The sequence below is a fragment of the Arthrobacter sp. 2YAF22_2 genome (assembly GCF_052114645.1).
Taxonomy (GTDB): domain Bacteria; phylum Actinomycetota; class Actinomycetes; order Actinomycetales; family Micrococcaceae; genus Arthrobacter.
Genome location: NZ_JBFRFD010000153.1, coordinates 1 through 7,030, shown reverse-complemented (window position 1 = coordinate 7,030; position 7,030 = coordinate 1). Strand labels below are relative to the sequence as shown.

Below are 7,030 nucleotides of genomic sequence, written 5' to 3'. Positions count from 1 at the left end.
AGGCTGGACGCCCCCGCCACAATTATCGGGTCGGCGTCGGGGCCGGTGCCGGTGGGCTGTGCGCCCGGGCCGGCGGGTTTCGCGCCGCCGCTTGGCGGGTTCTTCGGCTCGCCCATCACCAGGGTCCAGCGCGCGTCGCTCCACGAGATTCGGTAGCGGGCCGTGGGGGCTTGTCCATGCTGCGAAGCGGTGACGTTGGCGATCTCCGGGAAGTCGTTGCTGAGGTCGAGCTGCCATGAGCCCGGGGTCCAGCCGCGGGTGGATTCCACCAACTGCTCGGCCTCGGGCCGGGCATTGCTGAACACGGGATTGACCAGACCCTCGATGCGCTCCACTGAGCCTGACACGGCCGCGGCCATGACGCTCCGAGCAAACAACCCGGGCGGTAACCCGGGCCCCGGGACCGGCGGCCGTTTAGGCGGGCGTCTAGGCGGCCAGCGCCGGCGGCAGCACCCGGCCGTTCAGGCCGCGCCTGGCCTTGAGGCCGCCGATCGCCCGGCACACCACGTAGATCAAAAAGGACAGCGTCGTGACGTACGGGCTGATCGGGAGCCTGCCGCCGAGGGCCAGCAGGATGCCGCCCACCGTGGCCGTAACGGCGAAAAGCACGCTAAGGGCCACAACCAGCCGCGGCGACGACGTCACCCGCAAGGCCGCAGCGGCCGGGGTAATCAGCAACGCCAGCACCAGCAGGGCGCCGACAATCTGGATGGACAGCGCCACGCTCACGCCCAGCAGCACCATGAAGCCCAGGGCAAGGCCTCGCACCGGAACTCCGCGGGCGGCTGCGACGGSGGGGTCCACGCTCGCAAAGGTCAGCGGCCGCCAGATGGCCACGAGAGCCAGCATGACGATCACAGAAGCGACGGCGAGCACCTGCAGCTGCACGGTGCCGACGGACACGATCTGCCCGGTGAGCAAGCCGAACTTGTTCGCCGCGCGGCCCTCGTAGAGCGAGAGGAAAAGGATGCCCAGGCCAAGGCCGAAGGGCATGATCACGCCGATGGTCGAGTTCTTGTCCCGGGCCCGGACCCCCATCAGTCCCAGCAGGAGCGCCGCCACCACCGAGCCGGCCAGTGAACCGAGGACCACGTCGGCGCCGACCAGCAGGGCAAAGGCCGCGCCGGCAAAGGAAAGCTCGGAAATACCGTGCACGGCGAAGGCCAGGTCGCGCTTCATCACAAAGGTGCCCACCAGGCCGCCCAGCAGGCCCAGCACCGCGCCGGCCCAGATGGAGTTCTGTACCAGCGCCAGCAGTTCGCCGTAGTTCTCGAAATTGAAGATTGAATGCAGGAGGTTGTCCAGGTCCATTCAGCCCACTTCCCCGGCGACGGCGTGCGCGTCCTCGTGGTGATGTGTGACGGCGTCGGGAATGCCCGCCACGATCATCCGGCCGTTGGCGTGGATCACTTCAACGGGGCTGTCGTAGAGCTTGGAGAGGACCTCTGTGGTCATGACTTCGGCGGGCGGCCCGACCCGGAAGCGGCCGCCGGCCAGGTAGAGGACCCGGTCCACGTATTCCATGATCGGGTTGATCTCGTGCGTCACGAACACCACGGCACTCTTTTGTTGGTGGCACTGTGCGTTAATCAGGGAACTGACGGCCTGCTGGTGCTGCAGGTCCAGGGACAGCAGCGGTTCATCGCAGAGCAGGACTTTTGGCTCGGTCGCGAGGGCCTGGGCCACCCGCAGCCGTTGCTGTTCCCCGCCGGAGAGCTGGCCCACCGGCACCTTGGCGTAATCCAGGGCGCCCACTTGGTCCAGGAGCCGGTCGATCTTGCGGTTCACCTTGGCGCCCCCGATCCGGATCCCCCAGCGGTGGCCGTCGACGCCGAGGCCCACGAGGTCCCGGGCGCGCAGCGGCGTGTCCGGATCAAAAGATTCCTGTTGCGGAATGTAGCCGATCCGCCGGTTGCCTCGGGCGATGGGCTCGCCGTCCAGGGAGGCGGTGCCGGAGGTCAGCTCCTGCAGGCCGAGCAGAACTTTGAGAAACGTGGTCTTGCCGCTGCCGTTGGGGCCGAGCACGGCGAAGAATTCGCCCGGGTTGATGTCCAGGTCCAGGTTCTCCCAGAGCGTCCGTTTGCCGAACTTCAGGGCGGCCCCGCGCAGGCTTACTACGGGTGTCAACTGGGTCTTCCTCAATTTCTGCGGGCCGGACGGCCGCGCGGTTCCGATTTATCTTAGGCCCGACTAGGCCCGGCTAGCGCTGGCCGAGGGCCTTGGCCAGGTTGTCCACGTTGCCGGACATCCACTGCAGGTAACTCTTGCCCTCCGGCAGCGTCTCGCTGAAGTCCACCACGGGGACGCCGGCGGCGGCTGCTGCGTTCTTGAGTGCGAGCGTCTGCGGTCCTTCCGTCTGCGGGTTGTAGGCCAGCAGACGGATCCCGCCGGATTTCACGACGTCGATGGCGGACCGCAGCACGGCGGGCGGCACGTCAGTGCCGGATTCGATGGCTGCGGTGTACTCCGGCGGCGTCCGGTTCTCCAGGCCCGCCTCTTCCAGCAGGTAAAGCGGAACCGGCTCCGTGACGGCCACGCCGCCGTGGGCCGCCGTTGCCTTCAGCGACGAGAGCCGGGCGTCCAGGCCGGCAAACTCCTCTTTCAGGGCCGCCGCATTGGTCCGGAACTCCCCGGCCGATGCCGGCTCCAGGGTGCCCAGCTTCTCCGCCAGCGCGTCGGCCAGCCGGCTCATCGCGGCCGGGCTGTACCAAACGTGTTCGTTGAAGCCCGCGGCGGCGTGGCTGTGCCCGTCCGTGCCGGACGTTGCCGGCGTCGCAGGCGCGGTGGCCAGCCCCGAGACGTCGACGGCGTTGAGCAGGTTCTTCTGGTCCAGGCCGGTGTCCTCGGCGAGCTTGTGCAGGAAGTCGTCATAGCCGCCGCCGTTTTCCAGCACCAGCGCGGCCTTGGAGACAGCCAGCTTGTCCTGGGTGGTGGCCTCGTAGGAGTGCGGATCCTGGCTGAGGCGGGTAATGATCGAGCTGACGTGCACCTTGTCGCCGCCGATGACACTGACGATGTCGCCATAGACGCTGGTGGAGGCGACAACCTCAACCACCCCGCCGTTGGCGCCCGACCGCTCGCCTCCCGCCGTCGACGTCGGACCGCAGGCCGTCAGCAGGAGGCTGCTGAGGCCGGCGAGGAGAACTGCGGCGGCGGAACGGCGCACGGAAAGACCTCGGATCTGTTATTGAGAAGCGTTAGCAATATGACGAGTCTAACCCTAAATGGGAATCATTCCTATTTAGGGACCCGAGCACCGCCGTCTTGCCTTACTCCTGCCCGAACCTGCGGTAGCCGGTGGCCTGCGTCGCGTCCCGGATTTCCCCGACCAGTTGCTCTATCACGTCCTCCAGGAAGAGCACGCCCTGGGTGTGCCCGTCAGGGCCGATCACCCGGGCCAGGTGCGAGCCGGTGCGCTGCATGACGGACATCGCCTCTTCGATCTCATCCTCCATTGCCAGGTTGGCCAGCGAGCGGATCCGGCTCTCGGCAATGGGGTGGGAATAGCCTGCCTCCGGGATCGACAGCACGTCCTTGATGTGGAGGTAGCCGGACAGCATGCCTTCCTCGTCAAGCATCGGGAAGCGGGAGAAGCCGGTCCGGCTCACGGCCTTCTCGAACTCCACCGGGGTGGTGGGGGCCTTGAGCATCACCAGCTTCTCCAGCGGAACCATGACCTGGGACGCAGTGTATTCGGAGAATTCCAGCGCACCCGTGATCAAGCCGGCGTCGTCGTCCACCAGGCCGTGCCGGGTGGATTCCTGCACAATCGACTGGACCTCCTCGAGCGTGAAGGACGAGGTGACCTCGTCCTTCGGCTCGATCCGCATCAGTCGCAGGATATGGTTCGCGGACCAGTTCAACGCCACGATCGCCGGCTTGACGGCACGGGCGATGTAGATCAGCGGCGGGGCGAGCAGCAGCGCGGCCTTGTCCGCGACCGACACCGAAATGTTCTTCGGCACCATCTCGCCGAAGGTCACGTGCAGGAAGGTGACGGCCAGCAGCGCGATGGCGAACGCCACGACGTCGGCGATTTCCAGCGGCACGCCGAGCGCCCCCAGCGGGACCGCCAGCAGGTGGTGGATGGCCGGCTCGGCCACCTGCAGGATCAACAGGGAGCAGACCGTGATGCCGAGCTGGGCGCAGGCCAGCATGAGGGAGACGTTTTCCATCGCCCGCAGCGTGGTCTGGGCCCGTTTGGACCCGGACTCGGCAAGCGGCTCGATCTGGCTGCGGCGTGCGGACATGACGGCGAATTCGGCCGCCACGAAGAACGCGTTGCCCACCAGCAGCACGGCGAGCCAGAAGATTCCTAGCCAGTCGTTCATGCGGCACCGGACTTTCCGGCGTCGATGCGCCCGCCGTTGCCGCCCGGCTGCTGGTGCTGTTCGTGCTCCGGCGGGGCAGGCGTAAAGCAGATGCGGTCGATCCGGCGGCCGTCCATGCGGGTCACACTAAGCCTTCCGCCCGCGACGTCGACGGTGTCGCCCACGGCCGCGATGCGACCGAGCTGGCTCATGACGTAGCCGCCGACCGTCTCATACGTCGCTTCGTCAGGCACGGACAGGCCCGGGATTTGTTCGGAGAGTTCGTCCGGCCGCAGGAGGCCCGGAAAGTACCAGTCCCCCGAGGCGCTCTGCAGCAGCCCGGGGCGGACCTTGTCGTGTTCGTCGGCCACTTCCCCGACGATTTCCTCGACCAGGTCCTCGAGGGTGGCGATGCCGGCGGTGCCGCCGTACTCGTCCAGCACGACGGCGAGCTGCAGGTTTCCTTCCCGCAGCTCGGCGAGCAGGCCGTCCAGATGAATGGTTTCGGGTACGCGGAGGACCTCGGTCATGATCGCGCCGGCCTCCAGCTTGGGCCGCCGGTCGGCCGGCACCGCGATGGCCTTCTTGATGTGCACTACGCCGCGGATGTCGTCCGAAGACTCACCGATCACGGGGAAGCGAGAGTAGCCGGTGCGTTTGGCGGCCTCCACGATGTCCGAAACCGGTTGGTGGCTGTCGATGGTCTCCACCCGGATCCGCGGCGTCATCACGTCCGCCGCCGTCCGGCCGGAGAATTTCAGGGTGCGGGAGATGAAGTTGGCGGTCCGTTCGTCCAGCGTCCCCATCGCTGCCGAGCGGCGCACCAGCGAGGCCAGCTCGGCCGGGGTGCGGGCACCGGAAATCTCCTCTTTGGCCTCGAGGCCAAAGACGTTCAGGACCTTGTTGGAGAAGCCGTTGAGCACGATGATGGCCGGCTTGAAGATCGCGGTGAAGACCAGCTGGGGCCCGGCAAGGGCCTTGCCGATCGGAAAAGACAGCGCGATGGCCATGTTCTTCGGGACCAGTTCACCGATCAGCATGGACAGCAGCGTGGCCAGCGCCATCGCCAGTACCAGCGAGACCGACGCCGCGGCGGCTTCGGGCAGGCCGACGACGGTCAGCGGGCCCCGGAGGAGGCTGCCCACTGACGGTTCAATCACGTAGCCGGTGAGCAGCGTGGTCAGGGTGATACCGAGCTGGCAGCTGGAGAGCTGGGTGGAGAGGGATTTGAGGCACTTGAGCAACGGRCCGGCGGCGGTATCGCCGTTGTCCACGGCGCGCTGCACCGTGGCCTGGTCGAGCGCAACCAGGGAGAATTCGACGGCAACGAAGAAGCCTGTACCGAAGATGAGGAGCATTCCAGCTCCGAGCAGTAGCCACTCCATTTAGCGGCCTGCTTCGGAACGCGGAGGTTCCTGCCGCTGAGAGCGTTCCGGCGGAGGGTGGTCTGCCGCGGCGGACCCTGTTTTCGGGAAGGCTCCGTGTTCGTGGAAAGAACGCTGCCGTGCAGCCGGGGAGTAATGGGCGCGTGAACGGGGTTTGCCGGCGCTGCGGGTGGACTGGGCGGGAACGGTTTGCGTTCCTCGCTGACAGCCCCCAGGCCGGCACCTAGATTTACTGTCCATAAGAATGTCAGTCTACAGGAGGGCCGGTCACCAGCTTTGCGGGACCGGGCGGCCCTCCTCGTACCCGGCCGCCGACTGGATGCCGGCGACGGCCCGCTCCCGGAACACCGCCAGATCGGCTGCGCCGGCGTAGCTCATGGAACTGCGCAGCCCGGCGGTGATCATGTCCAGCAGGTCCTCCACGCCCGGGCGGGCGGGGTCCAGATACATCCGCGAGGTGGAAATCCCTTCCTCGTAAAGCGCCTTCCGGTCCTTTTCGAAAGCGCCCTCGCGCTGGTTGCGGTTCTGCACGGCCCGGGCGGAAGCCATCCCGAAGCTCTCCTTGAACTGGCGGCCGGTGGCGTCGACCTGCAGGTCACCCGGGCTCTCGTGCGTGCCGGCGAACCAGGAGCCGATCATGACCTGGCTCGCGCCGGCGGCGAGCGCCAGAGCGACGTCGCGGGGATAGCGGACCCCGCCGTCGGCCCAGACCCGGCCGCCGGAAGCGCGCGCGGCGGCAGCGCATTCCAGCACGGCGGAGAACTGGGGCCGTCCCACCGCAGTCATCATCCGGGTGGTGCACATGGCGCCGGGCCCGACGCCGACCTTGACGATGTCCGCCCCGGCGTGGATCAGCTCGCGGGTCGCGTCGGCGGTAACCACGTTGCCGGCCACGACCGGCACTCCCGGGTCCAGGCTCCGGACGGCGGCCAGGGCATCGAACATTTTTTGCTGGTGGCCGTGGGCCGTGTCCAGGACCAGCACGTTGACGCCGGCCGCGAGCAGCTCGGCCGCCCGGCCGGCCACGTCGCCATTGATGCCGACGGCGGCTGCCACCTTCAGTTTCCCGCCGGCATCGAGGGCGGGCCGGTACAGGGTGGAGCGCAGGGCGCCCTTGCGGGTCAGGAGGCCAGCCAGCACGCCGTCCCGCTGGACGGGGGCGAAGTCGGTGCCGGCCGCGTCCATGGCATCAAAGGCCCGGCGCAACGGCGCGACCGCGCCGGCCGCAGCGCCGGCCTCCAGACCGGTGTCCGGGGCGGCGTCGAACTCCGCGGCGTCCAGGATGAGCGGCTGCTGGCGCATCACGGAGGCAAGCGAGGCGAAGCGGTCCTGACC

At 67.9% G+C, this 7,030-nt stretch carries 7 protein-coding genes; all 7 read right to left on the bottom strand.

The window, feature by feature from the left end; translation table 11 throughout:
* The coding region (locus AB4Y86_RS08360; protein WP_441401793.1) for a hypothetical protein at positions 1–347 on the bottom strand (347 nt) is incomplete at its 3' end.
* Between the two features lie 79 nt (positions 348–426).
* Positions 427–1,311 (bottom strand): metal ABC transporter permease, encoded by an 885-nt coding sequence (locus AB4Y86_RS08355; protein WP_441401792.1) that lies wholly within the window; start codon positions 1,309–1,311, stop codon positions 427–429.
* Entirely contained in the window at positions 1,312–2,127 is an 816-nt protein-coding gene (locus tag AB4Y86_RS08350; protein WP_441401791.1) for a metal ABC transporter ATP-binding protein, read from the bottom strand.
* A gap of 73 nt (positions 2,128–2,200) precedes the next feature.
* On the bottom strand, positions 2,201–3,166 hold the full coding sequence (locus AB4Y86_RS08345) for a metal ABC transporter solute-binding protein, Zn/Mn family (protein ID WP_441401790.1): 966 nt from the start codon (positions 3,164–3,166) through the stop codon (positions 2,201–2,203).
* Between the two features lie 103 nt (positions 3,167–3,269).
* A complete protein-coding gene (locus AB4Y86_RS08340; RefSeq protein ID WP_441401789.1) occupies positions 3,270–4,331 on the bottom strand; it encodes a hemolysin family protein in 1,062 nt (353 codons plus the stop codon).
* Positions 4,328–5,695, bottom strand: coding sequence for a hemolysin family protein (locus AB4Y86_RS08335; RefSeq protein WP_441401788.1), 1,368 nt, complete (start codon positions 5,693–5,695; stop codon positions 4,328–4,330). The genes AB4Y86_RS08340 and AB4Y86_RS08335 overlap by 4 nt, the downstream gene beginning before the upstream one ends.
* 267 nt (positions 5,696–5,962) lie before the next feature.
* A partial coding sequence (locus AB4Y86_RS08330) for a GuaB1 family IMP dehydrogenase-related protein (protein WP_441401787.1) occupies positions 5,963–7,030 on the bottom strand: 1,068 nt, incomplete at its 5' end.

Coding starts and splice junctions, on each gene's coding strand:
- AB4Y86_RS08340 (WP_441401789.1), bottom strand. CDS start 4,331: ATGAACGACTGGCTAGGAATCTTCTGGCTCGCCGTGCTGCTGGTGGGC.